The sequence below is a fragment of the Halomonas tibetensis genome, from assembly GCF_042643535.1.
GTDB classification, from domain to species: Bacteria; Pseudomonadota; Gammaproteobacteria; order Pseudomonadales; family Halomonadaceae; genus Halomonas; species Halomonas tibetensis.
In genome coordinates, this window is sequence record NZ_JBHRSQ010000040.1 from 89,731 (window position 1) to 112,713 (window position 22,983).

Here is a 22,983-nt window from a genome sequence, read left to right on the forward strand (position 1 = left end):
AACGGGCATGAACGGGTCGCAAAATCCGCCTAGACTGGAGGAGTCTGCTGCCGATGTCAATTTCCCCCACGGTTTCGTCTCTGGCCGCGCTGGTGCGTGAGGGTCGTCGCTTCTGGGCCACTCCCGGGGGCCAGGCGATGCGCCAGGCCGAGCGCGCTTGCCTGGGGCCGGTGTGTGAGCGCCTGTTCGGCGTTCACAGCCTCGAACTCGGCCTGGGCGGGGCGCTAGCGGATATGTGTCCCGTGCGCCACCCCATGACCTGGGCCCCGACTCGGGAGCTGGCGGAGCACCCTGCTACTCTGGTCTGTTCTCCGGAGACGCTGCCGTTTCCCGATGGCTGCCTCAGCCTGGTGGTAATTCACCATCTGCTTGAGGTGGCGCCCGACCCCCACCGTACGCTTCAGGAAGCCGCTCGAGTCACCCGTGATGACGGCAGGCTGATTATCTTCGGCTGGATGCCCATTTCGGCGGCGGGGCTGCCGCGGGTGTTGCCCGGTCGGCGGCAGCGGTTGCCTTGGCGTGGCCAATGGCGAACCCCGGTGCGGCTGCGTGACTGGCTGACGTTTGTCGACTTCGAGATTGAGCGGGTAGACTACTGCGGTTTTCATCTGCCTGGCATGCTGCCCTGCAATGCGGCCCTGGAGACCCTCGGTCGGCGGCATAATCTGCCACTGGGGGACAGTTACATGATTCAGGCGACCCGACGCCCTCAGCTGGCGCAGAGCCAGGACACACGGCTTGGCTTCTCCCAGCCCTTCGGCGGCTCTGCCCTGGGCGCGACCCGGCTGGGCCAGTCGCGGTTCCCGCCAGAGCTTTACCATCATAATGATCAGAAAAGGGTGACAGAGGTTGACTGAGACGGCTATCGAGACGGCTATCGAAACAGCGATCGAGACGGGGGATGACGCGTTTCCCGAAGTGGTTATCTATACCGATGGCGCGTGCCGCGGCAATCCGGGCCCCGGCGGCTGGGGCGCTCTGTTGAAAAGCGGGCAGCACGACAAGGGCCTGAATGGCTTCGAGGCTCGCACCACCAACAATCGCATGGAGCTGATGGCAGCGATCATGTCGCTGCGTGAGCTCAAGCGGCCCTGTCGCGTCCAGCTGTGGACCGACTCCGAATACCTGCGGCGCGGCATTACCGAGTGGATTCACAACTGGGTCAAGCGCGGCTGGAAGACGGCCGGCAAGCAGCCGGTGAAAAACGCCGAGCTGTGGCGCGAGCTGCTCGAGGAGACGCATCGGCATCGGATCGAGTGGCACTGGGTGAAGGGACACAGCGGCCACCCCGGTAACGAGCGCGCCGATCAGCTGGCCAACGAGGCCATTGACGAGGCTCGCCCCCGGGCCTGAGTTGCTCGACGTTGTCCCTATTTCTTGAAGCAGAGAGTTCGCCATGCGTCAGATCATTCTCGATACCGAGACCACCGGCATCGACCCTCGGGAAGGCCACCGCCTGATCGAGATTGGGGCGGTGGAGATGGTCAACCGCCGACTCACCGGCAATACCTACCACCAGTTCATCAATCCCGAGCGCGAGATCGAGGCCGAGGCCGTCGGGGTGCACGGCATCACCGACGAGCGGGTAGCGGGCGAACCGCTGTTCGCGGCGATCGCCGATGAGTTCTGGGCCTTTATCGAAGGGGCCGAGCTGGTCATCCATAACGCTCCCTTCGACGTCGGGTTCATCGATCACGAGTTCGACAGGCTGAACCGGTCTCGCGGCGCAAAATCGCTGGGGCCGGTCGCCTCGCACTGCCGGATTCTCGACACTCTGGTGATGGCCCGCGACAAGCATCCGGGCCAGCGCAACAGTCTCGACGCCCTGTGCAAACGGTACGAGATCGACAACGGCCACCGAGTGCTACACGGCGCCTTGCTGGATGCCGAGATCCTGGCGGATGTCTATCTGGCGATGACCGGCGGCCAGACTGCGCTCTCCCTGGACGCTTCCGCTGGGGGAGAGAACGGTGTGGCCGGCAGCGGCGGGATGGCGATTCGCCGCCTCGTCCTTGAGCCGGGATGCCTGACGGTGCTGGTCCCCAGCGAGCAGGAACTGATCGATCATCGCGCCAAGCTCTCGCGCATTCGCGAGGCCGCCGGTGAGTGTCACTGGGACCGAATGGGCGAGGGAGTGCCGCACTGATGTTGCGCCGTGAGCTGCCCCTTCAGGCGACGGCGGGGCGGGTCATTCGTCTGTCCGAAGGGCGCATCGCACCGGGCCAGGACGGCGACCTGCTTCAGCCCATGCAGCCCTGGACGCCGACCATGCAGCCGATCTGTTACTGGGACGATGAGCCGGTGGCGCTGTCCCTTGAGGCAATGCCGGATGAAGGCTGGCTGGATGGGCGAGGCTGGCTGGCCACGCTGCCGGAGTCGCGTTTTTCGCTGCTTTCCACCGTCCTGCAGGTGGGTGCCTGGCTGCGCGATCATCGCTTCTGCGGTCGCTGCGGCGCCCCGGCCAAGCGTCTCGACGCCGAGTTCGCCATGCACTGCCACGGCTGCGGCCACCGCAACTATCCGCGTATCTCGCCGTGCATCATCACCCTGGTGACCCATGGCGATGCGCTGCTGCTGGCGCGCAGCCCGCGATTTCCGCCGCGGCGCTATTCGACCCTGGCCGGCTTTATCGAGCCAGGCGAGTCCGCCGAGGAGGCGGTGCGCCGGGAGGTCTTCGAGGAGGTCGGGCTGCAGGTGGGCAGGCTTCGCTACTTTCGCAGCCAGGCCTGGCCTTTCCCGCACTCGCTGATGCTGGGTTTCTTTGCCGAGGCGGCCAGCCGGCGGATTCGCATCGACGGTGTGGAGATCGCCGATGCGGCCTGGTATTCGCCGCGGCATCTGCCTTCGCTGCCGCCGCTCTATTCGATCTCGAGGGCGCTGATCCAGACCCATTTGGCAGAAGTGGCGGCGCGCTAGGGTCAGGCGGCTCGAAGCGTCGGGTTCCAAACGCAATCGGACCGCCAGATGGCGGCCCGATAAGGAAGGCGTTCTGCAGCACGGCTCAGCCGGAAGGGAACAGGCTGGTCAGTTTGGTGGCCAACATCACGTTGCCGGTGGCCTTCAGTTGGCCGGTCATGAAGGCGGTCATGCCGTTGACCTCGCCGTTCATGATTCCCTTGAGGGTGTCGGTGCTCATGCTCAAGCTGACGGAGGGGTCGTCATGCTCACCCTCCTGAACGTCCAGGGTGCCGTCCTTGATCACCAGGTAGTGGCTGCCGGCATCGCTGAAGTGAAACTGGAAGACGTCGTCCATGCCCTGGGCGGACTGGGGGGCGAAACGGGACTGCAGCTTGTCGAGGGTGGAGAGGCTCATCGGGGCTCCTGGCAGTGTGTGGCGGGAAGTTGCCGCTCAGGTTATTTCAAACGAGTGTTTCATTCAAGCGGGTTGATAAGCCCGACCATGGTCAGGAGAAACGGATGAACGAGTGGCTAGCCGATTTCGGTATGTTTCTGGCTCAGCTGGTGAGCCTGGTGGTGATCATCGTCCTGGCCGTGGCGCTGGTGACCCGGCTACGCGGTGAGGCGACGGATCGCACCCGGCTGCGTCTCGATGAGCTCAACGACACCCGCGACTATCGCCGGCGGCGCTTGACCGTGGCCGCGAGTGAGCCGGGGGGCCGCAAGCGTCTTATCAAGGGGTTTCGCCGCGAGGACAAGGCCCGCAACAAGAGCGGGCGTAAGGGTGAGGCGGAGCGGGCCATCGCCTGGGTGATCGACTTCCACGGCGATATTCGCGCCAGCGCCACGGGGCGGCTGGCGGAAGAGGTGTCGGCACTGATCGATGCCGCCGACAAGGGGGACGAGGTGATCGTTCGGCTGGAGTCGGCCGGCGGCCTGGTTCATTCCTATGGGTTGGCGGCTGCCGAGCTTGACCGGCTGCGTGAAGCGGGCCTCAAGACCACGGTGTGTGTGGACAAGGTGGCCGCTAGCGGCGGCTACCTGATGGCCTGCGGCGCTGACCAGCTGCGCGCCGCCCCCCTGGCGGTGGTGGGCTCCATCGGTGTGGTCGCCCAGGTGCCCAACGTGCATCGCCTGCTCAAGCGCCACGACATCGACGTCGAGGTGCTGACCGCAGGCCGCTATAAGCGCACTCTCACCGTGTTCGGGGAGAACAGCGAGGAGGGCCGCGAGAAGTTTGTCGATGAGCTGGAGAGTGTCCATGATCTATTCAAGCGTCACGTGGCCGAGCGGCGCCCGGCGCTGGACATCGAGGCGGTGGCCACCGGCGAAACCTGGTACGGCCGCGAAGCCCTTGAGCAGGGGCTGGTCGATGCGCTGGGTACCAGCGAGGCGTATCTGATGGAGCGCATGCAGACCGCCAGAGTCATCCGGTTGCGCCTTGAGCCGCGTCGCAATCTGGCGGATCGGGTAGGTGTGGCGGTTTCTGTCGGGGTGGAGCGGGCAATGGAGAAGGGGCTCGAGGTGCTGGAACAGAGCCCGCTACGCCGCCGTTAATCGGCCAGCCCCAGCTGGCCGAGGGCCTCGATGATCGTGTGGGCGCTGTCGCCCTGCCAGGAATAATAGATGGTCTGGGAGGCACGCCGCGTGCTGACCAGGTTCTCCCGTCGCAGGATAGCCAGATGCTGGGAGAGTGCTGACTGGCTGAGGGCGAGCCGGCTGTTGAGCTCGGTCACCGAGAGCTCCTGCCCGTCAAGCAGGCACAGGATGCGCAGGCGGTTGTCATTGGCCATGGCCTTGAGTAGCGCCGTGGCCCCGTCGATGGCGGCGTCGCCTCCGGCGAGGAGGCGAGCTGAGGTGCTGTTGGAATTACCCATGTCGATTCCCCGCGCTGGTCAAGCCATCCTGCCCGCTCCTTGATGAGCGTGCTTTTCTGATTTAGCAATTGATTAAAGCATAGACTAGATGATGGACGGCGGAATAGCGCTCAACCTCGTTGATTAGAGGTGGGTTACCCCTTCCGCTGTTGATGCCATGTTGTTGACAATGTGGCCCTGTATATCTCCACCTTTTGTCGAAAGTTAGCCTATCGTATGAGGGCAGCGGCGTCATAGTGCACTACAGTGTCAACAATCTTTCGATGCCACCGACCTGCGATAGGATAACCATGAGCACATACGCCAACGAATTTCGCCGCTCCATCGAGCAGCCTGAGAGCTTCTGGGCCGAACAGGCCCGCCGCATTCCCTGGTTCAAGGCACCTACCCAGATTCTCCACTACGACGAGGCCAATCACGCGCGCTGGTTTGCCGATGGAGAATTGAATATCTGTCATGCGGCGCTGGACCACCATGTGGAGCAGGGGCGCGGCGACCAGCCGGCGATCTTCTGGGATTCGCCGGTCACCGACAGCAAGCGCACCCTGACCTATCGCGAGATGCGCGACCAGGTGGCCAGCTTCGCGGGTGCCCTCAAAGGCCTGGGCGTGGAGAAGGGCGATCGCGTGGTGATCTACATGCCGATGGTGCCAGAGGCGCTGGTGGCCATGTATGCCTGCGCGCGCCTGGGTGCCGTGCACTCGGTGGTGTTCGGTGGCTTTGCCCCGCACGAGCTTGCCGTGCGCATCGAGGACGCAACACCCAAGGTGGTGGTGGCCGCTTCCTGCGGGGTCGAGGTCAACAAGGTGCTGCCCTACAAGGGAATCATCGATTCGGCGGTGGAGCAGAGCCGCCACAAGCCCGATGCGTGCGTGATCTTTCAGCGCGAGCAGCATACCGCCGAACTGGGCGAGCGGGATCACGACTGGGCCACGCTGGTCGCCCAGGCCGAGCCTGCCGACTGCGTACCGGTGAAGGGGACCGACCCGCTCTACGTGCTCTATACCTCCGGCACCACCGGAAAGCCCAAGGGTGTTGTGCGCGACACCGGCGGTTACGCCGTGGCGCTGGCCTACTCCATGGACGTTATCTACGACGTGGCACCCGGTGAGGTGTTCTTCTCGGCCTCGGACGTCGGCTGGGTGGTGGGCCACTCCTACATCGTTTATGCGCCGCTGCTGCGCGGCTGCACCAGCGTGGTTTACGAGGGCAAGCCGGTGAAGACCCCGGATGCCGGCGCTTTCTGGCGTCTTATCAGCGAGTATCAGGTGAAGAGTTTCTTCACCGCGCCGACGGCGTTCCGGGCCATCAAGAAGGAAGATCCGGAAGGCAAACACCTCGAGCAGTACGATATTTCCTGCATGAAGGCGCTGTTCCTGGCCGGTGAGCGTCTCGACCCGCCGACCTTCCACTGGCTCGACGATCTGCTCGATGTGCCGGTGATTGACCACTGGTGGCAGACAGAGTCCGGCTGGCCCATTGCCGCTAACCTGCATGGCCTGGAGCCCATGCCCACTAAGGCGGGCAGCGCCACCGTGCCGGTGCCGGGCTTCGACGTGCAGATCCTCGACCGCGAGGGTGAGCAGATGGGGGCGATGGAGCAGGGCAGCGTGGTGATCAAGCAGCCTATGCCGCCAGGCTGCCTGGTGGGGGTGTGGGGCGATCCGCAGCGCTTTCACTCGGCCTACATGACGGCTTTCCCGGGCTACTACCTGACCGGCGACGGTGGCTATGTGGACGAGGACGGCTACCTGTTCATCATGGGGCGTACCGATGATGTCATCAACGTGGCCGGCCACCGCCTCTCGACCGGTGAGATGGAGGAGGTCGTCGGCGCTCATTCGGCGGTCGCCGAGTGTGCGGTGATCGGTATCCACGATGCCCTGAAAGGTCAGTTGCCCATCGGCCTGGTGATTCCCAAGGATGGTTTCGAGGGCCGTGAAGATGACCTCGAGCAGGAGTTGATTGCCCTGGTGCGCGACAAGATCGGCCCGATTGCCTGCTTCAAGCAGGTCCTGGTGGTCGATCGCCTGCCCAAGACCCGTTCCGGCAAGATCCTGCGCAAGCTGCTGCGTAATATCGCCGACGGCAAGGAGTACGGGGTACCGTCCACCATCGACGATCCGGCGAGTCTGCAGGACGTGCATGAGGCCATGAAGTCTCGCGATGTGGGCGCTGCCCATGAGTCGCGTCAGGTCTGATCTTTCGTTACCCGCAACGTTCCGTGCCAGTAACGCTACTGGCCATGACGCCGCCCTTCGGGGCGGCGTCTGCGTGGGTGGGCATGGCCAGCGGCGGGTGCGGTCCGTATAATGCCCGACCGCACGCTGCCTCGGCGGCCCGTTCCACGAGGGTTCCCTCACCCCTCTCTTAAAAAAGGATCTTGTCATGTTTGCGCTTTCCGATGCTCAGCAGCGCCGCCTGCTGGCGCTGATGATCACTTTCCATGTCCTCGTGATCGCTGCCAGCAACTATCTGGTGCAGCTGCCGTTCACCCTGTTCGGCTTTCACACGACCTGGGGGGCCTTCAGCTTTCCGTTTATCTTCCTGGCCACCGATCTCACCGTGAGGCTGTTCGGCAAGGAGCCGGCGCGTGCCATCGTGATGCGTGTGATGCTGCCGGCGCTGGTCATCTCCTACGTGGTGTCGGTGGTGTTCCCACGGGGCAGCTACGCTGGCCTCGACGCCCTGGGGGAGTGGAATCTTTTCGTGGCGCGCATCGCCGTAGCCAGCTTCATGGCCTACCTGCTGGGCCAGCTGCTGGACGTACACGTGTTCGATCGCCTGCGGACCCTCAAGGCCTGGTGGGTGGCGCCGGCGATCTCTACGGTGCTGGGCAACCTGGCCGACACCTCGGCTTTCTTTTCGATCGCCTTCTATCAAAGCCCCGACCCTTTCATGGCGGCCAACTGGCTGGAGATCGCCTGGGTCGACTATGTCATCAAGCTGATCGTCAGCCTGCTGTTCTTCGTACCGTTGTACGGCTTGCTGCTGGCGACCCTGAGCCGTCGACTGCTGGCGGCCACCGATACCCAGATCCTGGCCGCGTCACCGGCCCGACCCCGTCCCTGAGTCAGGCCGAGAAATCGGCCGAGGAGAGAGTGTTATGCCCGTAGAGCTCAATTTTCAGGACACCGGTGGCGATGGCGTGCCGCTGGTGGTCATCCATGGCCTGTTCGGTAGCGCCGACAACTGGCGCTCTCACGTCAAGGCGTGGCAGGAGACGCGCCGGGTGATTACCGTGGACCTGCGCAACCATGGCCGTTCCCCCCACGCCGAAGGAATGAGCTATGACGCCATGGCCGAGGATGTGATCGCGTTGCTGGATCGCCTGGAAATCCCGCGCGCCCATCTGCTCGGTCACTCCATGGGCGGCAAGGTGGTGATCTCGCTGGCGCTGGTGGCTCCCGAGCGGGTGGCTTCGCTGATCATCGGCGACATCGCCCCGCTGGCCTATGGCCACGACCATGACACGGTATTTGCCGGCTTGCGCCGCCTGGAGGAGGGCAGGCCGGCCAATCGCCGTGAGGCCGACGACCTGCTGGGTGAACACGTCAAGGAGCGGGCGGTCAGGCTGTTCCTGGCCACCAACTTGGAGCGCGGCGACCAGGGCGGCCTCAGACTCCGCCTGGGACTCGACGAGATCCAGGACGACTACGAGACCATCATGGGACCGCCGGCGGGCGACGGCGCCTTTCCGGGGCCGACCCTGGTGCTGCGCGGCGCGCACTCTCCTTACGTCACCGACGCGATGCTTCCCGCCCTGATGGAGGTGCTGCCCGAGGCGGAGGTGGTGACCCTGGAGGCCGGGCATTGGCTACATGCCGAACAGCCCGAGGCCTTTCGCGAGTCGGTGGAGGTGTTTCTCGCCCAGCGCGCGTCGGTATAGCCCGTCGACATAGCCCGTCAACATAGTCCGTCGACTTAGCCCGTCAACATAGCCCGTCGGGAAAACTTCAGGAGGCGGATTCTGCCCGGCGAGGCAGGGTGACCAGCGTCAGCTGATCGACGCTGTCGCCATCGAGAAAACGGCGCAGGATCCGGTAGGTATCGACGTCAAAGGCTCCCCTTGCATCGGCCAGTGCTTCGAGCCCCGCAAGAGAGTCGGCACTCCCCAGATGGCACCAGTGATCCACCAGGTGCCAGGCCTGCGCGCTCGTGGGTCCCCGCTCGCCGATGGCCAGGCGCCCCGCCCAGGGCCAGTGATGGATCTGCAGCCGCGACAGCGCCTCGCGGGCCCGAGCGGTATGAACCGCCAGGGGCTCGTCACCTCGGCAAGCCCCCCGACAGCGGCCCAGCTGGCTGGCGAAGCAGGCGCCGCGTCCCGCTTCCAGCCCCAGCAGTCGCAGGCAGAGCCCCTGGTCGGTGGCGATCTGGCGCAACGCCTCGTTGGCATCCCGGGTGCTGCGGAACAGGCCCATCATCGCTTCGGCTTCCTTGCCGGTGAGGGCATCGGCGCGCTGCAGTGCGGGCCGGCTGGCGTCGGGAGGCCATGACCATCCCGACAGCCGTCCGGCGCGGCGCAGGCGTCGGTTCATGATCGGCTGGCGCTCCTTGACCAGCCGCGCTTCCAGCAGCTGTGCGCCCAGGTCGCCGGCCGTCTCCTGCCAGTCGATGCGACGCACCTGCTGGGCCAGGCGCATTTCGCGATCCTGTCGGTGGTCGGCCTGAAAATGGCTCATGACCCTGGCCCTGAGGTTCAGGCTCTTGCCGATGTAGAGCGGTAGATCGTTCTCGCCATGCATCAGGTAGACCCCCGGCGCATTGGGCAGGGCCTGGATCATGCCCGGATCCAGGTGGGCCGGCAGGCTGGGCAGCCGGCGCTGACGTTGAACTTCCTCGTCCAGCCGGGCGACGGGATGTTCCGTTGCCCAGCGCTGCCAGAGGGCGAGCAGGGCCTCGGCGTCGGCCATGGCGCGGTGCCGGGTGGGAAAGGCAATGCCGTAGCGCTCCAGCAGGGCGGCCAGGTTGTGTTCGCGATGCTGGGGCGCCAGGCGCCGCGAGAGCCGAAGCGTGCAGATCACCTCGGCGCTGAAGCTCATGCCGGCTCGCTTGTAGGCGTTGCGCAGGAAGCCATAGTCGAAGCGGGCATTGTGGGCGACCAGAGTGGCATCGCCCAGCCACTCCCTGAGCGCTTCGGCGATCTCGGCGAAGGCGGGGGCATCCTGGACCATCTCGTCATGAATGCCGGTCAGCTCGCGGATCGGTGCGGGAATGCGCACCAGGGGGTTGATCAGCCGGTGCCATCGCGAGGTCACCACGCCTTGCTCGAGGCGCAGGGCGGCAATCTCGGTGATGCGATCCCGGGTGGTGCGGATACCGGTGGTTTCGAGGTCAAGGAAGACCAGTGGGCCGTCCATCAGGGCGCGCCCAGGTCAACCGCCAGCTTATCCACCGGCGTCAGGGTCTCGAGCAGGCCTTGCTCGTGCAGGAAGGCCTCGAAACGTCGGTAGCCTCCCTGGTCAAGCGCGGCGGGGCGCGCGCTCAGTCGCATCAGCATGGCCGGCCAGGCGTCCTGGTTCGCTGGCGTATCCAGGGTCGGTTCGATATCCGCCAGCAGCGCCCAGGCCTCCTCGGGATGCTCCAGGCTCCATGCGGTGGCCTCGGTCAGGGCCTCGAGGAGCCGTCGAAGACTCTCCTTCTGGCCACCCAGCCGGTCGCGGTTGGCCACCAGGATCAGCCCTTCGTGGCGCGGAAAGCCGTGTTCTTCCAGGTTCAATAATCGCGCGGTGATGCCCTCGTCTCCCAGTCGGCGGGGCAGCGCGAGACGCTGCGGTGTCATCACGCCGTCAAGCGACTCATCGACCATATGGATGACGGCACTGAAGTTGACGTCCACCAGCTCCAGCTCTTCGATGGCAATGCCGTGGGGCTTGAGCAGCGCTGGCAGGAGAAGCTCACGACTCTCTTCGACGGAGTAGCCGATTCGCTTGCCCGCCAGCTGGGCTGGGGACTCCATGGTGCCGTCGTCACGCAGCAGCAGCCCCGCCAGGGGCAGGTCCACCAGGGTGCCGATCCGAATCAAGGGCAGGCCTTGATCCACCTGCAGGTGCAGCAGCGGCTGGCGACTCACGGCCAGATCGATGCGGCCGGCGGCCAGCAATCGGGTTGGCAGGGTGGGATCGGCTGGGGTGCTCAGGGTCACCTGCAGGCCTTGTCGCTCCATAAGTCCCTTGTGCTGAGCGATCAGCAGGGCGGCGTGCTGGGGCCCGGGATACCAGTCGAGCATGATCTTCAGCGGCTTGAGCGGTGGGGGCGTAATGGGCTCAGGAGGGGTTAGTGTCACCCGGGGGGGCTGGTCAACCACTGTGCTTGGCTCCGAGGATTCTGAGAGTTCAGCGGACGCTGCATCCTGTGCCGTGTTATCGGGGTCAGCGACGGCGGCACTATCGTTTTGTTCGGTACCGGCGGAGGCGTTTTGTTCGGTACCGGCGGAGGCCGAGTCCTGTTGGGCCAGCGCCATGATCGGCACGGTCATCAGGGCTATCGTCAGGGCTGTCATCAGGGCTGCCATCAGTATCATCGGCGCCATTATCCCTATGAGGGCAGGCACAACAATGGGGAGGCGCTTGAGCTGGGCGGGGTCAGGCATGCAGGGGCTCCGGCAGTGGTGCCGGTTCGTAACCGGCCGGCAGCAAGAGAGTGTATCCGCTGCCGGGAAGGGCTGACCAGCCCTGCCGTCGGCGTCGCACCGCTGCGGGCCTCATGCAATAATGCCGTATATGCCGCCACGAGGATGCCATGGACACCATCAATACCATCTTCATACTCAGCGGCTTGTTGATCGGGCTCAGCGTCCTGGCTAGCCGTCTTTCCAGCCTTGTGGGATTCCCCCTGCTGCTCATCTTTCTGGGGTTGGGCATGCTGGCGGGGGAAGAGGGCCTGCTTGGCATCCAGTTCGACAATTACTCCGTGGCCTTTGTTATTGGCCACGTGGCGTTGGCCATGATCCTGCTGGATGGTGGGCTTCGTACCCGCCTCAAGACCTTTCGCGTCGGCTTTCGTCCGGCGCTGTCCCTGGCCACCCTGGGCGTTTTCATCACCAGCGGTATCGTCGGCGTGTTGGCCATGTGGATCTTCGACCTGACCCTGTTGCAAGGGCTGCTGGTGGGGGCCATTGTCGGCTCCACCGACGCCGCTGCGGTGTTTTCGATGCTCAGCGGGCGCGGGGTGAATCTCAACGAGCGGGTGGGTGCGACTCTGGAGATCGAGTCGGGCACCAACGACCCCATGGCGATCTTCCTTACCCTGGTGCTGGTGGAGATGCTGGTCGGCGAGCTGAGCGGCGCGGTTGATACCCTGCTCCTGCTGGTGCAGCAGTTTGGCCTGGGGCTTGTGATCGGAGTGGGCGGTGGCTGGCTCAGCGGTAAGCTGCTGCGCTGGGTGGACCTTGCCCCCGGCCTTTACTCGCTGCTGGCTCTTGCGCTGGGCTTTAGCGTGTTCGGCATCACCAGCTTCCTTGGCGGCAGCGGCTTCCTGGCGATCTATCTGGCGGGGCTGATGATCGGTAACCAGCCAGGGCGTCATCTCAACTTCATCCTGCCGGTTCATGACGGCCTGGCCTGGTTGAGTCAGATCGGGCTGTTCCTGGTGCTGGGCCTGCTGGTCAATCCCAGCGAACTGCTCGAATATGCGCTTCCCGCCAGCCTGGTGGCGCTGGCGCTGATCTTCGTAGCCAGGCCTCTGGCGGTGCTGATCAGCATCAAGCCCTTCTTCAAGTTTCGCTGGCGAGAAACCGGTTTCATCGCTTGGGTGGGGCTGCGCGGTGCCGTGCCGATTGTGCTGGCGATCTTTCCGGTGATCGGCGGGGTGGAGAATGCCACCCTCTACTTCAACGTGGCCTTTGCGGTGGTGCTGCTCTCGCTGCTGATTCAGGGCGGCACCCTGGGATGGATGGCGCGATGGATGCGGGTGCAGGTGCCAACGTCCGTCACGCCCAACCAGCGCGGACCGCTGGGCATTCTCCCCGAAAACGACTTCGAGATGTTTGTCTACGAGGTGGAAAACTCGGACCTGGAGGATGTGCCGATTCGGCTGTTGCGCTTTCCTTCTGGGGCGCTGATCTCGGCGCTGTTCCGCGATCATGTGATGCTGCATCCCAAGGGGAGCACCCGCCTTCAACTGGGTGACGTGATCTGCGTGATCGGTCGCAGCGATGATCTGCCGGCGCTGAATCGACTCTTCAATGGCGATGCCAAGCTCAAGCAGGAGCGCGCATTCTTTGGCACCTTTACCTTCGCCGGCGATGCCCGAATGCAGGATATTGCCGACGTCTACGGCCTGACGCTCAGCCAGGCAGAAAAGGAGATGACCCTGGCGGACTTCATCTCCGTGCGCGTCGGCGGCCATCCGGTGGTGGGGGATGACGTGGACTGGCACGGGATTCACTGGGTGGTCAGCGAAATGGAGGGCAATAACGTGACCAAGGTGGGCTTGCGGCTCTACTGAGTCGTTGCCGCCTGCTGGCGAATCTCGACGCTGACGTCCACGGACGTTTCTGGTGTTGCCAGCCACATCATGCCGTCCTGAAGGGTGGCATTGAGCTCCATTCCCCTGGCGGCCAGGCGGCCGAGCTCGGTAACGCTTTGCGAATCGACGTCGATGACCGTGAGGTTGGAGAGACTGCGCAGCTTGTTGGCCAGCGGCTCCCACCAGAGTCGCGACCCCTGGCCGCCGTAGGTATAGAGCACGACCTGTCTTGCGCGCCCGCAGGCACGGCGAATCTCGCGCTCATCCGGTTGACCGAGCTGAATCCACAGCTCGATGTCCCCCGTGAGGCTCCGGCGCCAGAGATCCGGCTCGTCCTCAGCGCTGACGCCTCGTCCGAAGGCAAGATCCGGATGGGCGTGACGGGCAAAGGCCAGCAGGCGCAGCATCATGCGTTCATTGGTCTCGGAAGGATGCCGGGCGACGGTCAGTGAATGTTCGTTGTAGTAGTGCCGATCCATGTCGGCGATTTGAAGCTGTACCTTGTGAATGCTTGCCTTGAGAGCCATTTGCGACGTCGCCGGGTTTAGGGATAGGGGAAGGAAGCCTGGTGCACTGGGCTTTGTTATTGTGATGTGCACGGTAGGGCCACGTGAAGCGCCGATACTTAGGGTCGGCCTCGACTGAGACGCGGTCAGCTCCTGGCCCCGAGATTATCAGCACACCCTCCATGGTGAGGATCTTCTTTCGATAGAGAAAGGAACGCGATTCCACGACCCGCCGCCTTGGCGTGATACATGGCCTCATCAGCCGCGTGGGTGAGGGCCTCCGTATTCTGGCCATGCGCCGGATAGAGCGCCACTCCGATACTGGCCGACAGGCTTAGCGGGTGGTCGTTGAGTGGAAAGGGGGTGGCCATGGCTTCGCAAAGCTTCTCGGCCACTTGCTGCGCTGTTGCGCTGTCGATAGGTCCTTGCAGCAGCACCGTGAATTCATCACCCCCGATACGGGCGACCAGGTCGGTACCACGCAGCTCTCCACGAAGCCGCTCACCAACCTGTCGAAGCAGCGCATCGCCAGTGGCATGGCCATAGGCGTCGTTGATGGGCTTGAATCGGTCCAGGTCGATGAACAGCAGGGCCAGGGTTTGCGCTTTCCGTTCGGCAAGCTGGATCGCGTGATTCAGGCGGGAGAAGAATTCGGAGCGGTTTGCGAGCCCGGTCACCGGGTCGAACTGTGCGAGCCGACGATACTTTGCTTCACTGGCCAACAGCGAGGCTTCCAGTGCCTTGCGTTCGGTGATGTCGTTGACGTAGCCGGTCCACAGGACGGTGCCGTCACCGAGCTTCTGGGGCTGATCATGAGCTTCCACCCACTGGAGGCGCCCGTCGCGGTGCAACATGCGAAATTCGCTGTGCCAGGGGGTTAGGTGCTCGGCGGCATGCAGGCTTTCACGAATGACGCGTTCACTGTCATCCGGATGGATCAATCCCATCAGCGTGTTGGCATCCGCCAATGCCTCAGCCACTAACACGCCGAACATCGTCTCGGCTTGCTCGCCTACGAAGGAGTAGTACCAGCGGCCGTCGGGCGCCATGCAGAGCTGGTAGACAAACCCGGGCATAAAGGCGGCCACCGCGTTTAGCTGCTGAGCGAAGTTGCGTGACCAGGTGATGTCACGAGCCGAGACGATTAGCCGCTGGGTACCAAGCGGCCCCATGGGGCGAAGGCAAACATGCCAGGTACGTTGACCACTGGGCACCTCGTAGGGCTGCTCGAACTCGACGGTGGTGCCCTGAGCCAGGCAGCGCCGGTATTCCACGGCCAGACGTTCTGCGTCTTCGGGGGGAAGCAAGTCTTCAAGACGAGCGCCTTCGGCCTGCGCTCGGGAAAAGCCGGTGGCCTCGACGAAGCTTGCATTGACCCTCAAGAAGCGAAAGCCGCCATCAGTTTCCGCCGTAACAACCATCAGCGCATCTGGGGAATGCGCGAAGGCGTCTTGAAGCAGGTCCATCGGTGCTCCTCGAGGCAGTGAGGCCGGGCATCACCGTTATCATACCCGACGAATCCGCTATACGCGCCGATGGCGCTGCCAACGTTGCGGGCACCTCACGGCATATCGGCGTCTCCAAGGGCACGCTCAGCAAACATGTGACAACACTCGAAATGCCGGATGCTTCACCACGGTAGATGACTGAGTCGCTGCACCGAGACTACTCCGTCAACTGAAGAGTGAAGGTCAAGATGTGGGTCAGCAGACATTGGAAAAAGAAAAAGCCGCTGGAATCAGCGGCTTTTTCTATAAATACTGGCGGAGGGGCAGTCCGCATTGTTAAAATCCAGGCATTACCGCCAAAGTCTCTTAATCCATTGTTCTTTAGCATTTTTTCTGCCTTTCTTGTCCAAGAAAATCCAGGATGGTGCAGCAAATGCCACGTGTAAAGTATGGGCTGGAGTATGGGCCAGGGTATGGTACGGTGCTCATAATGACACCGAGGAGACGGCCATGGGCAAGCTCACCACACGCGGGGTACAGAAACTGGTCAGGGAGGCCAAGCCAGGGCTGATCAATGATGGCGAGGGCCTATATCTCAAGATCGGCAAGACAGGAGGAGCGAGTTGGATATATCGGTACAGGCGACATGGAAAGCTCCGCGACATGGGCCTTGGCAGCTGCGTTGACGTCAGTTTGGCTGAGGCTCGCTCACAGGCCACGGATAACCGCAAACTCGTCAAGGAAGGCCTCGACCCTTTAGAGGCCAAGATGGTGGTGGACCAGGCAGAAGTGGTAACCCCTACCTTTGTAAGCTGTGCAGCCCGCTACATCATGTCCCACCGCCGCAGTTGGCGGAACGCCAAGCATGCTCGGCAGTGGGTCAGCACCTTGAAGACCTATGTTCGACCGGTGATCGGATTCAAGCGAGTCGATGAGGTTACCACTCAGGACGTCTTGAAGATCCTGTCACCGATCTGGACCAGCAAGACTGAGACGGCCAAACGAGTACAAGGACGAATCGAAAACGTCCTCGATTACGCTGCAGCGCATAACTACCGAGACTCTGTAAACCCGGCCCGCTGGCGGGGTCATTTGGACAAGCTGCTGGCCAAACCATCACGTGTCAAAAAGGTGTTCCATCACCCTGCCATGCCATACGACGAGGTCGCGGCCTTCATGGCCGACCTCCAGAGCCATACCAGCATTTCCTCCAAGGCGCTGCAGTTCTTGATCCTGACAGCGACACGCACCTCGGAGGTCCTACGCTCGGAGTGGCCAGAAATCGACCTGGACAATGAGACCTGGACTATCCCCGCCGAGCGAATGAAGGCTCGCCGTGAGCATCGAGTGCCGCTGTCCCGGCAGACGGTGGAGTTGCTTACTCAGTTACCGCGGGTGAAAGGCACCAACTACGTCTTTCCCGGCGCTCGCAATGGACGACCCCTCTCTAATATGTCTATGCTACAGCTGATGCGCGGAATGGGTTACGGGCTAGACGGTGAACGTGGTGACTTCGTGCCTCATGGCTTCCGTTCAAGCTTTCGCGACTGGACCGGCGAGGTTACCAGCTATCCGAGGGATGTCGCCGAGATGGCGCTGGCCCATGCCATAGAAAATAAAGTAGAGGCGGCGTACCTCCGCGGTGACCTGTTCGAGAAGCGGTGGGCGATGATGCAGGATTGGGCAGACTATATACTGCCGGTTGGGAAGCCGGGATTATTCGGTTTAGACATGTCGGAACTAGGTTCCTCACATCGATACTAGACTGCTTTTTATCGTCTTCCTCTATGTTTGTTTTGCAAGATAGTCTTGAGTAAAAATTGGGTGGTTTCCATGTATGATCCTGAGCAGGTTGGTCAAGAAATTATTTCCATAGATAAGGCTATCAATTTACTAGGGATGAATTTTCGTGACTTTGCAGAAGCTATAGTGCAAGAGAATATTTTTTTGATCATTCTTCCCAAGGATTACCTAAGTATTGGAATCAGGAGCAAACAAAGGTTAGAAGCAGACCTCAGTAACCCTCCTAAAAGTAACCCATACGGAATCTTGCCTGAAAATCCTGATGGATTTATTCCTCGCCTAAAAGATAATGAAAAGTTACTTAACACTCTTAGCTTGAAGTCTTGCGAGCCATATGAGGTCGTCTACACTGATGGCAAATATAGGTTTGGCAAGTCTGCAAACCCAGGTGAGCTGGTAGCTTATTATATCCAGAAGCAAGACGTATTAAAAAAGAGACTCTGTGGCGATCTTACATAAGGTCTGTTATATCAAATTATGACTATAAAAACCAGGAATTTTATTTCAAAGATGAAAGAGCTTATTCATTAAATGTTACTAAAGAAGAGATTTTCATATCTTCTGAAAATGTTTACTCTCTGAAGAAGAGGCATGCAGGGCTCCTCGATTTCAATTTCGACGATATGGATGGCTATCAACCTGGGGTTTGGTCAAATCAGTTTATTCAAGATATAAACTCAATACATAGCGTCCTCATCAAAAATAACTTAAGAAAGCGGTCCGCTAAAACAAAGAAAATTTGGGAGGAGCTTGTCAGGGATGTGCTTAAAAAACGCTGGGAAGGAAAAACTATATCACAAGATGTGTGCCTGAAATTTTTCCCTAAGGTAGTTACCGAAAATTTGAATTATTCTGTAAACATAAAAAACCTAGAGATCCGGGATGATCAAAAATCCAGAAACAGAGATGATTCAACAGATTTAATTCTGCTTCTTGATATCGCGGCGGAAGGATACTACAAGCAGCGAAAAGGGTTTGCAAAAGAAGAACAGGTTCATGAAACATTGAGAAAAGTCGGGATGACAGCAAAGGAAAACATGACCGCTTTTTATAGCATTATAATTAAGTGCGGAAAAGAAAGGAAAGGAAAAAATAAATAAGGTGATCCCCCTACACGGTGATCCCCAGCTTTGTCCGGGTCTATCCGATCATCTTCATTCCTGAGTGAACCCGGTGGATAAGGCAGGAGTAATGTAACCGGCCATTCCGGCGCATCATTTCTCGAAGTGGCCTGACCCTCTACGCTGATCCCGTCATTCACCGACGGAGAATCAGTACTCATGCCGACGCAGCGCCACACACGCTATCCTGCCGAGCAATGGCAGGCCTGGATTGACGAGCAGTCCCGCAGCGGTCAGTCCCAGCAGGTGTTCTGTGAACAGAAGGGCCTGTCCAAGAGTTCGTTCCAGCACTGGAAGCGTCGACTGGCATCAGGAACGTCTGTGATGTCTTCATCTTCCGCTACCGCGTCGCCGCTCTTCGCGCCGGTGTCGCAACCGGAGGAAGATGCCATCGATGACGAGCCGCGTGGCTGGGAGATCGAGCTCGACCTGGGCGACGGTGTTTGCCTGCGTTTCCGGCGAGGTGGTCGGTGAGACCGCCCGTTCAGCTCTGGCTGTGTACGCAGCCCAACGACATGCGCCGCTCTTATGACGGCCTCGCCGCCATGGTACGGCGACAGCTGGGCCAGGATCCCCTGAGCGGGCACGGTTTCCTCTTCATCAACCGTCGACGAAAGCGTAACCTTTTGGCGGTCGGACTGAATGCGCTTGTCATGTGTCAATTTCATTCCACAGGGCCAGGATTCTTGGCTTTTTTAATCCGCTGCTTCACTTCTTCCTCTGACCTTGTCTTGTTGCCGTAGTGCACGATAGCGTGACAATTTGGACAGAGAGGAACCAGATCCTTGACCGGATCGACTTCGTACCTTGCGCCCACCTCTGACACAGGAACTCGATGGTGGACATGAATGAAGCCCAGAAACTCTGCCCCGTAAACCTCTCCGAAGTCGAAATCACAAATTGCACAGCGCGAACCGTGAGCCTCGATGCACGCTGCCCGAGCTGCGGCGCTGCGTTCGTAGGCATTGACGGAAACCATACGCTTCCCACCTTCCCACATCGACTCCGGCACTTCTTGTGCAAGAGCTGAAGTGCTGTCGGTCACCTCTAAGGCAACGACTTTGAATCCTAAGCTCGAAAGTTTGGGCACGACCGAGGCTTGGCCTCCCGAGAAATCGGTATTGCGCAAAGGCTCACCAAACTGATGCTCGTAAGCAGCACCAACGATTGCCTTGGAATCGTATTGCTTGCCATTGTGGATGAGCATAAACATTAGGGCCTTGCCGTACCCATATTGCTCCAGAAACTTGGTCCTCCCGAGTTGGTCACACTCGGCAATCGCCTTAAGGACAGCGTCACGGTCCGATAGGTCTCGATAATTTGCCACTTTCTACCTCAATGACGTCTAACACCTGAATTAAGCCGCGCCACTAAGCGGCTTCGGCTTGAATGAATTATTAGGCGAAGCCCCTATGGTGTCGCAACCTGTTTATATGTTGCGAGCTGGCAGACACGTTCCTTGAGTAGTTCAATGCCGTAATCTGAAACGATAACAGGCTGCAAAGTACCTCCGTCTGAGATGCTTTCCGACCACCAAAACTTGGATTCCGCGTCACGAAACGACAGCCATGCCCTCTGCGCCTCTCTCAAAGAGACTTTTTCTTCCGAGGATAGCAGAGCCATCAGTTCACGATACTCTCGGTTTAGCTCTTTATCCCAGCTCTCATACGCTCTACCTTGAGCATTACGTATATCCACCGTGACCCCGCCACTTTGATCCATCTCTCGTTGAAACTGGAGGTCAATTGGATGGAGGCGGCCAGTACCACAGAATGTCTCTGCCGCAAACACGCACGGCGCAAATGATACAAGTGCAACGGTTAAGAAAGTCGTCTTCATCGTGTCTCTAGTTTCACCTAACAGTTGTATTATATTGCGTGCTTGGTATTCCGCTTGAACGTGCCCGCTGCTTTTTTCAGCACGTCGGTTTTGGGTCGCCAGCTGCCGAATTCTATTATTCAGCATAGACTCACATTCCTCATTCGGCCAGGAGCGGACGTTAAGGTCATTCTGATATAATACTTGCGTTAAGCCGTGCCGAGACGCGGCGTCGGCTTGAACGAATTGTTAGGCCAACAGATCACCGAAGCTGTTCAACGCCAACTGCCTTGTTTACACCTTCAACCTTCATATTCCAGCCACCACTCGACTGATAAATCAGAACGTCAGGCATATAGGCGTAGTTATACTCGTAATAATACTCGGTCTGTATCCAGATCTGACCATTCATAAGTTTGACGACCGTTTCTCCTTCCCAGCCCTCAAACTCCCCGTCGATCTGAGACTCGATTACAGATTGAGCCAATACGCCTGATGTATAAGCGGCAGCGCCAATGCCAAAGCAAAGAGCCAATATGAATGCAATGCTAAACGCTTTGGTTGTATGAAACATGATTCTCTCCTGTGGTCAAAGTTTCAAGCACCGACGACGAAACCGCGCAGCGACTTTTACGTAAGGGGTGGCATGACTTGTTAGGCTTGCTACCCAAGTTAGGACTTAACCAAAGACACAAATCGCAGGCTTCTCAACAAGTCTTCGCTGAAGACTGTCCTTATTCGCTTCTTAAGCTCCTCTTCGCTAATTGATTCATTGATTTTGATAGATAACGATGAATCATTTTGGGCAACGTCAATAATTCCGTCTATTTGTTTCAGGTCGTCACGAAGTGCACCCACATACATTTCGTAGTCATCAACTTCAGGCAAGAAAGGGATTGTTGAGGATAGATCCCCCTTATCAACCGGGCGAATTTTGAGAATGTATATCATGCTTTTTATTTCTCGCTATTCTTCAAAAAACTTATGTCGTTCTTGATAAATCGATAACCCCAATAAGCAATCAAAGGAGACATGAAAACTAATGCCGCAGCAGGTGCATCCCTAGAACCTTCGAATAGAACTCCGAGAGGAAATAGAAAATACAAGATACTGACTACAATAGCGATTCTGTCTTTCTTGTTCATAAACACTCCTAACGTTGAATTGCTGGCACTGAAGCCTAACGGTAATAAACGGCGCGTTCTATGATTAGAGGACGTGCCATCACGTTTGCACAGAAAATGCAATCTGACAAAATTATCGTAAGCCATGATTCTTATCAATATTGACTAAAATTGGGCTGTATACCCATAACCGCACGCCTTTGCTGTTACCGCCATGTCGGCTTTGGGTCGATAAATGACCTTTGCCTGCGGAAGAAGCTGGTAAGTCAGACATGTCGCATTTCATATGCCTATTCTAATGTTGGAATCATCTTAGCATTTCCATGCCGGGCTTGCCTGCCTCGGATGGCTCCATGGCGATTCGTCCCTTGGCAGATAGGGTCTCCTACCCGATACTGTATAAATATCAGGTATCGAGGAGGCCACCATGTCGCATGACCCGCTGATCCCCGCACACCCAGCCCCGCCATCACAGCCGCTGCCTTATCCGCTGTTGCTGACCAGGGCCGGTCTCTCAGGCTTTCCCAGCCCCGCACAGGACTATGAGGGCCGTACCCTGGACCTCAACGAACGGCTGGTGAAGCGGGCAGCATCGACCTTCTTCATGACGGTGACGGGCGACAGCATGGAAACCTTGGGCATCCAGGCTGGTGACCTCCTGGTGGTCGACAGTGCTATTGAGCCCCGGCCGGGTCATATTCTGGTGGCTTCGGTCGAAGGCGAGCTGGTGGTGAAGCGCTATGAACTACAAGGCAACCGTACCTTCCTGGTATCGGGCAACTCACGCTATCCACCGATCCCCGCCGCAGACCTAAAATGCCAGGCCTGGGGTGTGGTAAGTGCCGTGGTGCATGAGTTCCTAGTTTAGGGCAGGGTGGCAACGATGATCGGGCTGGTCGACTGCTACTGGGTAGGATCAGCAACGCTGCCACTTTGGGGGTGGGACAAAAGCGTTGGCCGATACTGGGTCAGTTTACTTGACCATTAATAGTCTTCCCTGCCTGCTGTCGTCGTCGGGCAAATTTGATCCCGGATTAGTTGCCAATCGCTTTGTTCTCAACTGTTGACGGTTTCATCAGCTGCTCAAAGAAGTCCATGTCAGCCGTCAGGAGGTGTTGCTTGACGAGCTTGTTGACCAGAAAGTCGATGACATCTCGCGTGGTCACGGTTCCTGTCTGAGCCTGATTGCGTAGCTTACGCGCGCGGCTAAGCAGTCCGTTGTGGGCTTTTTGATGTTTGTCGAACCCGTCATAGCCGATGTTGGCGAGGATGTCCTCTTCATCGGAAAAATGTTGCGTGCAGTGTTCGATTAGTTCATCTGCAAGCAGCAGGAAGTGTTCCTTGCCGACAGTTTCGTCTAGGCTTGCGGAAATCATTTTATTGCCCAGACGGAACAACTCCTGGTGCTGTTGATCGATCAATGGATGACCGCATTCGTAGATCGGTTTCCACGGCATCAGGACCGAACTGTCAGCGTCCTCACCGCTGATGAAACGGTCGGTAATCGCATCAGCGCAAACCACCCGATTGCGCCCTTGGTACTTCGCGGCATACATTGCCTCATCGGCTCGCTTAAACCAGCTCAGGGCCGTTTCACCGCGCTCCAGCTCGGCCGCGCCAATACTGACCGTGATATCACCTTCTAAATCAAAACGGAACTGGCTGACCGCTTGTCTCAGTCGCTCGGCAATGAATCGAGTAGCCGAGATAGCGGTGTTAGGTAGCAAGATCGCGAATTCTTCGCCACCCCAGCGAAACAGGCTGTCTACCAGACGAACCTGCTGGCTCATCAAGGCTCTTCGTCGTCGGGTGTGGAATTCGCCCCCGTCGTTGAGCCACGATAGAGCCTCCACGATGACAGGAGGCATGGCATGGACGGCACCCAGATTCTGACCCTCGGCCTGGGCCTGGAAGCGCCC

General features: G+C 59.6%; 25 protein-coding genes. 15 read left to right on the plus strand and 10 right to left on the minus strand.

Translation table 11 applies throughout. From position 1 onward, the window contains the following. Window positions 1-53 precede the first annotated feature (53 nt). From ACFODV_RS16665 to nudC, 4 genes are read left to right on the plus strand one after another with little or no spacing between them, the layout of a single operon-like run. The gene (locus ACFODV_RS16665; protein ID WP_379761465.1) at window positions 54-857 is read left to right on the plus strand and encodes a class I SAM-dependent methyltransferase; all 804 of its coding nucleotides are present in this window, start codon (window positions 54-56) and stop codon (window positions 855-857) included. A gap of 31 nt (window positions 858-888) precedes the next feature. Beyond that, on the plus strand, window positions 889-1,353 hold the full coding sequence (rnhA, locus tag ACFODV_RS16670; RefSeq protein WP_379761517.1) for a ribonuclease HI: 465 nt from the start codon (window positions 889-891) through the stop codon (window positions 1,351-1,353). 43 nt (window positions 1,354-1,396) lie between these two features. Further along, window positions 1,397-2,146 carry a DNA polymerase III subunit epsilon gene (dnaQ, locus tag ACFODV_RS16675; protein ID WP_379761467.1) on the plus strand — a complete coding sequence of 250 codons (750 nt, stop codon included), beginning with the start codon at window positions 1,397-1,399 and terminating at the stop codon, window positions 2,144-2,146. After that, window positions 2,146-2,916 carry an NAD(+) diphosphatase gene (gene nudC / locus ACFODV_RS16680; RefSeq protein WP_379761469.1) on the plus strand — a complete coding sequence of 257 codons (771 nt, stop codon included), beginning with the start codon at window positions 2,146-2,148 and terminating at the stop codon, window positions 2,914-2,916. Before dnaQ ends, nudC begins: the two co-directional genes overlap by 1 nt. A gap of 85 nt (window positions 2,917-3,001) precedes the next feature. Here nudC and ACFODV_RS16685 read toward each other — a convergent pair whose 3' ends face one another. Beyond that, a complete protein-coding gene (locus tag ACFODV_RS16685; protein WP_379761471.1) occupies window positions 3,002-3,313 on the minus strand; it encodes an SCP2 sterol-binding domain-containing protein in 312 nt (103 codons plus the stop codon). 104 nt (window positions 3,314-3,417) lie between these two features. Here ACFODV_RS16685 and sohB point away from each other — a divergent pair, with 104 nt between their 5' ends. After that, the gene (sohB, locus tag ACFODV_RS16690; protein WP_379761473.1) at window positions 3,418-4,455 is read left to right on the plus strand and encodes a protease SohB; all 1,038 of its coding nucleotides are present in this window, start codon (window positions 3,418-3,420) and stop codon (window positions 4,453-4,455) included. Here sohB and ACFODV_RS16695 read toward each other — a convergent pair. After that, entirely contained in the window at window positions 4,452-4,775 is a 324-nt protein-coding gene (locus tag ACFODV_RS16695; RefSeq protein ID WP_379761475.1) for an ArsR/SmtB family transcription factor, read from the minus strand. The two genes, sohB and ACFODV_RS16695, sit on opposite strands and share 4 nt — an antisense overlap. Window positions 4,776-5,065: 290 nt before the next feature. Here ACFODV_RS16695 and ACFODV_RS16700 point away from each other — a divergent pair, with 290 nt between their 5' ends. From ACFODV_RS16700 to ACFODV_RS16710, 3 genes are all read left to right on the plus strand, one after another. After that, window positions 5,066-6,976: a propionyl-CoA synthetase gene (locus ACFODV_RS16700; RefSeq protein ID WP_379761477.1), complete on the plus strand. Its 1,911-nt coding sequence runs from the start codon at window positions 5,066-5,068 to the stop codon at window positions 6,974-6,976. A gap of 187 nt (window positions 6,977-7,163) precedes the next feature. Continuing rightward, the gene (locus ACFODV_RS16705; RefSeq protein ID WP_379761479.1) at window positions 7,164-7,847 is read left to right on the plus strand and encodes a 7-cyano-7-deazaguanine/7-aminomethyl-7-deazaguanine transporter; all 684 of its coding nucleotides are present in this window, start codon (window positions 7,164-7,166) and stop codon (window positions 7,845-7,847) included. A gap of 34 nt (window positions 7,848-7,881) precedes the next feature. Next, the gene (locus ACFODV_RS16710) at window positions 7,882-8,664 is read left to right on the plus strand and encodes an alpha/beta fold hydrolase (RefSeq protein WP_379761481.1); all 783 of its coding nucleotides are present in this window, start codon (window positions 7,882-7,884) and stop codon (window positions 8,662-8,664) included. A 67-nt stretch (window positions 8,665-8,731) separates the two neighbouring features. On the opposite strand, the gene ACFODV_RS16715 is transcribed toward ACFODV_RS16710, so the two are convergent. Both ACFODV_RS16715 and ACFODV_RS16720 read right to left on the minus strand, forming a co-directional pair. Next, complete coding sequence (locus ACFODV_RS16715) at window positions 8,732-10,135, minus strand: 3'-5' exonuclease family protein (RefSeq protein WP_379761483.1); 1,404 nt, start codon at window positions 10,133-10,135, stop codon at window positions 8,732-8,734. Beyond that, on the minus strand, window positions 10,135-11,367 hold the full coding sequence (locus tag ACFODV_RS16720) for an ABC transporter substrate-binding protein (protein WP_379761485.1): 1,233 nt from the start codon (window positions 11,365-11,367) through the stop codon (window positions 10,135-10,137). The genes ACFODV_RS16715 and ACFODV_RS16720 overlap by 1 nt, the downstream gene beginning before the upstream one ends. A 149-nt stretch (window positions 11,368-11,516) precedes the next feature. On the opposite strand from ACFODV_RS16720, the gene ACFODV_RS16725 reads away from it, so the two are divergent. Next, window positions 11,517-13,223: a potassium/proton antiporter gene (locus tag ACFODV_RS16725; protein ID WP_379761487.1), complete on the plus strand. Its 1,707-nt coding sequence runs from the start codon at window positions 11,517-11,519 to the stop codon at window positions 13,221-13,223. Here the strand turns inward: ACFODV_RS16725 and ACFODV_RS16730 are convergent. Next, window positions 13,217-13,771: a YaeQ family protein gene (locus ACFODV_RS16730; protein WP_379761489.1), complete on the minus strand. Its 555-nt coding sequence runs from the start codon at window positions 13,769-13,771 to the stop codon at window positions 13,217-13,219. The two genes, ACFODV_RS16725 and ACFODV_RS16730, sit on opposite strands and share 7 nt — an antisense overlap. 125 nt (window positions 13,772-13,896) lie before the next feature. After that, entirely contained in the window at window positions 13,897-15,216 is a 1,320-nt protein-coding gene (locus tag ACFODV_RS16735; RefSeq protein WP_379761491.1) for a diguanylate cyclase domain-containing protein, read from the minus strand. A gap of 492 nt (window positions 15,217-15,708) precedes the next feature. On the opposite strand from ACFODV_RS16735, the gene ACFODV_RS16740 reads away from it, so the two are divergent. The 5 genes from ACFODV_RS16740 (at window position 15,709) to tnpB (ending at window position 18,865) form a co-directional block, all read left to right on the plus strand. Then, window positions 15,709-16,962, plus strand: a complete 1,254-nt coding sequence (locus tag ACFODV_RS16740; RefSeq protein WP_379761493.1) for a tyrosine-type recombinase/integrase — start codon at window positions 15,709-15,711, stop codon at window positions 16,960-16,962. A gap of 69 nt (window positions 16,963-17,031) precedes the next feature. Further along, window positions 17,032-17,460: a hypothetical protein gene (locus ACFODV_RS16745; RefSeq protein WP_379761495.1), complete on the plus strand. Its 429-nt coding sequence runs from the start codon at window positions 17,032-17,034 to the stop codon at window positions 17,458-17,460. Window positions 17,461-17,624: 164 nt separating this feature from the next. Next, window positions 17,625-18,101 carry a hypothetical protein gene (locus tag ACFODV_RS16750; RefSeq protein WP_379761497.1) on the plus strand — a complete coding sequence of 159 codons (477 nt, stop codon included), beginning with the start codon at window positions 17,625-17,627 and terminating at the stop codon, window positions 18,099-18,101. A gap of 180 nt (window positions 18,102-18,281) precedes the next feature. Next, the gene (tnpA, locus tag ACFODV_RS16755) at window positions 18,282-18,596 is read left to right on the plus strand and encodes an IS66 family insertion sequence element accessory protein TnpA (RefSeq protein ID WP_379761499.1); all 315 of its coding nucleotides are present in this window, start codon (window positions 18,282-18,284) and stop codon (window positions 18,594-18,596) included. Then, window positions 18,593-18,865 (plus strand): IS66 family insertion sequence element accessory protein TnpB, encoded by a 273-nt coding sequence (gene tnpB / locus ACFODV_RS16760; RefSeq protein WP_379761501.1) that lies wholly within the window; start codon window positions 18,593-18,595, stop codon window positions 18,863-18,865. Before tnpA ends, tnpB begins: the two co-directional genes overlap by 4 nt. On the opposite strand, the gene ACFODV_RS16765 is transcribed toward tnpB, so the two are convergent. From ACFODV_RS16765 to ACFODV_RS16775, 3 genes are all read right to left on the minus strand, one after another. Further along, complete coding sequence (locus tag ACFODV_RS16765) at window positions 18,787-19,335, minus strand: HNH endonuclease (RefSeq protein WP_379761503.1); 549 nt, start codon at window positions 19,333-19,335, stop codon at window positions 18,787-18,789. The genes tnpB and ACFODV_RS16765 overlap by 79 nt on opposite strands. A gap of 197 nt (window positions 19,336-19,532) precedes the next feature. Then, the gene (locus tag ACFODV_RS16770) at window positions 19,533-20,087 is read right to left on the minus strand and encodes a lysozyme inhibitor LprI family protein (protein ID WP_379761505.1); all 555 of its coding nucleotides are present in this window, start codon (window positions 20,085-20,087) and stop codon (window positions 19,533-19,535) included. A 115-nt stretch (window positions 20,088-20,202) separates the two neighbouring features. Beyond that, entirely contained in the window at window positions 20,203-20,514 is a 312-nt protein-coding gene (locus ACFODV_RS16775) for a hypothetical protein (RefSeq protein ID WP_379761507.1), read from the minus strand. A 977-nt stretch (window positions 20,515-21,491) separates the two neighbouring features. Here ACFODV_RS16775 and ACFODV_RS16780 point away from each other — a divergent pair. Continuing rightward, the gene (locus tag ACFODV_RS16780; RefSeq protein WP_379761509.1) at window positions 21,492-21,932 is read left to right on the plus strand and encodes a LexA family protein; all 441 of its coding nucleotides are present in this window, start codon (window positions 21,492-21,494) and stop codon (window positions 21,930-21,932) included. A 166-nt stretch (window positions 21,933-22,098) separates the two neighbouring features. On the opposite strand, the gene ACFODV_RS16785 is transcribed toward ACFODV_RS16780, so the two are convergent. After that, a partial coding sequence (locus tag ACFODV_RS16785) for a hemerythrin domain-containing protein (protein WP_379761511.1) occupies window positions 22,099-22,983 on the minus strand: 885 nt, incomplete at its 5' end.

Excerpts from the sequence above, each read along its gene's own strand:
- dnaQ (WP_379761467.1), top strand. The coding sequence starts at position 1,397 with ATGCGTCAGATCATTCTCGATACCGAGACCACCGGCATCGACCCTCGG.
- ACFODV_RS16705 (WP_379761479.1), top strand. The coding sequence starts at position 7,164 with ATGTTTGCGCTTTCCGATGCTCAGCAGCGCCGCCTGCTGGCGCTGATG.
- ACFODV_RS16685 (WP_379761471.1), bottom strand. The coding sequence starts at position 3,313 with ATGAGCCTCTCCACCCTCGACAAGCTGCAGTCCCGTTTCGCCCCCCAG.
- ACFODV_RS16735 (WP_379761491.1), bottom strand. The coding sequence starts at position 15,216 with ATGGACCTGCTTCAAGACGCCTTCGCGCATTCCCCAGATGCGCTGATG.
- nudC (WP_379761469.1), top strand. The coding sequence starts at position 2,146 with ATGTTGCGCCGTGAGCTGCCCCTTCAGGCGACGGCGGGGCGGGTCATT.
- ACFODV_RS16725 (WP_379761487.1), top strand. The coding sequence starts at position 11,517 with ATGGACACCATCAATACCATCTTCATACTCAGCGGCTTGTTGATCGGG.
- ACFODV_RS16730 (WP_379761489.1), bottom strand. The coding sequence starts at position 13,771 with ATGGCTCTCAAGGCAAGCATTCACAAGGTACAGCTTCAAATCGCCGAC.
- sohB (WP_379761473.1), top strand. The coding sequence starts at position 3,418 with ATGAACGAGTGGCTAGCCGATTTCGGTATGTTTCTGGCTCAGCTGGTG.
- ACFODV_RS16715 (WP_379761483.1), bottom strand. The coding sequence starts at position 10,135 with ATGGACGGCCCACTGGTCTTCCTTGACCTCGAAACCACCGGTATCCGC.
- ACFODV_RS16775 (WP_379761507.1), bottom strand. The coding sequence starts at position 20,514 with ATGTTTCATACAACCAAAGCGTTTAGCATTGCATTCATATTGGCTCTT.
- ACFODV_RS16770 (WP_379761505.1), bottom strand. The coding sequence starts at position 20,087 with ATGCTGAATAATAGAATTCGGCAGCTGGCGACCCAAAACCGACGTGCT.
- ACFODV_RS16695 (WP_379761475.1), bottom strand. The coding sequence starts at position 4,775 with ATGGGTAATTCCAACAGCACCTCAGCTCGCCTCCTCGCCGGAGGCGAC.
- ACFODV_RS16665 (WP_379761465.1), top strand. The coding sequence starts at position 54 with ATGTCAATTTCCCCCACGGTTTCGTCTCTGGCCGCGCTGGTGCGTGAG.
- ACFODV_RS16700 (WP_379761477.1), top strand. The coding sequence starts at position 5,066 with ATGAGCACATACGCCAACGAATTTCGCCGCTCCATCGAGCAGCCTGAG.
- ACFODV_RS16710 (WP_379761481.1), top strand. The coding sequence starts at position 7,882 with ATGCCCGTAGAGCTCAATTTTCAGGACACCGGTGGCGATGGCGTGCCG.
- tnpA (WP_379761499.1), top strand. The coding sequence starts at position 18,282 with ATGCCGACGCAGCGCCACACACGCTATCCTGCCGAGCAATGGCAGGCC.
- ACFODV_RS16745 (WP_379761495.1), top strand. The coding sequence starts at position 17,032 with ATGTATGATCCTGAGCAGGTTGGTCAAGAAATTATTTCCATAGATAAG.
- ACFODV_RS16720 (WP_379761485.1), bottom strand. The coding sequence starts at position 11,367 with ATGCCTGACCCCGCCCAGCTCAAGCGCCTCCCCATTGTTGTGCCTGCC.
- ACFODV_RS16765 (WP_379761503.1), bottom strand. The coding sequence starts at position 19,335 with ATGTTTATGCTCATCCACAATGGCAAGCAATACGATTCCAAGGCAATC.
- ACFODV_RS16750 (WP_379761497.1), top strand. The coding sequence starts at position 17,625 with ATGGATGGCTATCAACCTGGGGTTTGGTCAAATCAGTTTATTCAAGAT.
- ACFODV_RS16740 (WP_379761493.1), top strand. The coding sequence starts at position 15,709 with ATGGGCAAGCTCACCACACGCGGGGTACAGAAACTGGTCAGGGAGGCC.
- ACFODV_RS16780 (WP_379761509.1), top strand. The coding sequence starts at position 21,492 with ATGTCGCATGACCCGCTGATCCCCGCACACCCAGCCCCGCCATCACAG.